The sequence below is a fragment of the Sphingopyxis sp. genome (genome assembly GCF_036402335.1).
GTDB lineage: Bacteria > Pseudomonadota > Alphaproteobacteria > Sphingomonadales > Sphingomonadaceae > Sphingopyxis.
In genome coordinates, this window is the sequence record NZ_DASWTD010000601.1 from 1 (window position 1) to 1752 (window position 1752).

Annotated in this window: 1 protein-coding gene; it reads left to right on the top strand. The window is 67.5% G+C overall.

Going from position 1 to position 1752, the window contains the following annotated elements; genetic code table 11:
* The coding region (locus VGD20_RS19555; protein WP_331136047.1) for a chromosome partitioning protein ParB at positions 1–1388 on the top strand (1388 nt) is incomplete at its 5' end.
* Between the last annotated feature and the right edge of the window lie 364 nt (positions 1389–1752).

Below are 1752 nucleotides of genomic sequence, written 5' to 3' on the forward strand. Positions count from 1 at the left end.
GCCGCTCGCCCGGGGATATCTCCGCGACCTTCGGCATCCCCGAGCTCGGCGTGAAGCGCATCCTCGCGCTCGGCAATCTCTTGCCGCGCATCCGCGGGCTTTACCGCCGCGAGGATATCGACGTCGCCACCGTTCGGCACCTGGCCTTGGCGAGCAAGAGCCAGCAGAAGGCATGGCTCGCGCTGTTCGACGACCCGCAGACCTATTGTCCGACCGGCCACCAATTGAAGGCCTGGCTCTTCGGCGGCGCGTCGATCAAGGTCGACCATGCCCTGTTCGACGTCGAGGCAAGTGGGCTGGCGGTGATTGCCGACCTGTTCGGCGAGGACCGCTATTTCGCGGACAGCGATGCTTTCTGGAAAGAGCAGGACGCCGCCATTGCGGCACGGCGCGAAGACTATCTCGACGCCGGATGGCCCGACGTCGTCGTGATCCCGCGCGGCGAATATTTCTCGTCTTGGGAGTATCGCAAGGCGCCCAAGCGCAAGGGCGGGCGCGTCTATATCTATGTGCGCGAGAGCGGCGAGGTCGATTTCTTCGAGGGCTATGTGACCGCGAAAGAAGCGAAGCGGCTCGAAGCCGGGGAGGCGATTGCGAGCAATGTGAAGACGCCGCGTCCGGAGGTGTCGAACGCGATGCAGACCTATATCGACCTCCACCGCCATGCCGCCGTGCGCGCCGCCTTGCTCCATCATCCGAAGGTCGCGCTGCGCCTGATGGTCGCCCACGCCATCGTTGGCTCGCCGCTCTGGACCGTGCGGGTCGAGCCACAGGCGGCGCGCAGCGAAGCGGTGCGCGAAAGCGTCGAGACATGCCGGGGCGAAACCGAGTTCGACGCGCACCGGCGCTCGGTCCTCGCGCTGCTCGGCTTCTCGGAAGAGGAGCCGACCGTCTCGGGCGGCAACGGCAAGGGCACCGGGCTGGCGTCGGTCTTCCTGCGCCTGCTCGACTTGCCCGACCGCGCGGTGATGGACGTGATCGCGGTCGTGATCGGCGAAACGCTCGCCGCGGGCAGCGCGGCGGTCGAGGCGACCGGCCTCGAAATCGGCCTCGACATGGCGCGCTATTGGCAGGCCGACGAGGCCTTCTTCGAGTGCGTGCGCGACAGGGAAGTGCTGACCGCGCTCGTGGCCGACATCGCGGGCGAGGAGGTCGCAGCCGCCAACGCCAAGGAGAAAGGGGCGACCTTGAAGCAGATCGTCCGCGACCACCTGGACGGCAACAATGGCCGCGCCAAGGTCGAGGCATGGATGCCCCGCTGGATGGCCTTCCCGCCGTCCGACTATACGGCGCGCGGCGGCGTCGGCTCCGTTTGCATGCACGAGCATGTGCAGCGGGTGAGGGCCGAGCGTCAGCCGGAACCCCCGGCGGAGCGCGAAGCTGCCTAGACGATCGGCGGGTGGCGGTTCGCCGCCGCCCGCAACATGACCCTTTTGCCGCCCGCCGCTTTTGCGGCTCGGGCGGCTTTTTCATGCCCGTCATTCTTGACGGAATCCCCTCGGGCCGATGCTGGTCCACGCGACGGAGGAAGGGTGTCCGCTCGGCAAAGGCTGAGTATCCGGCAGCGTGCGGGCCGCTTCAAGGACGACGGGGCCCCACCATTTTGCCGCGCAAAATCGTGACCCCCATCGCCGCTGGCGCGGCCGCTTCGCGGTCCTTGACCCGGCCCCCACGCTGCCGGGCGAAGTCCCTGTCTTTCGCAAGACCAGGAGGCAGACATGAGCATCGAACAGCAAATCGAGGAACTGCGCG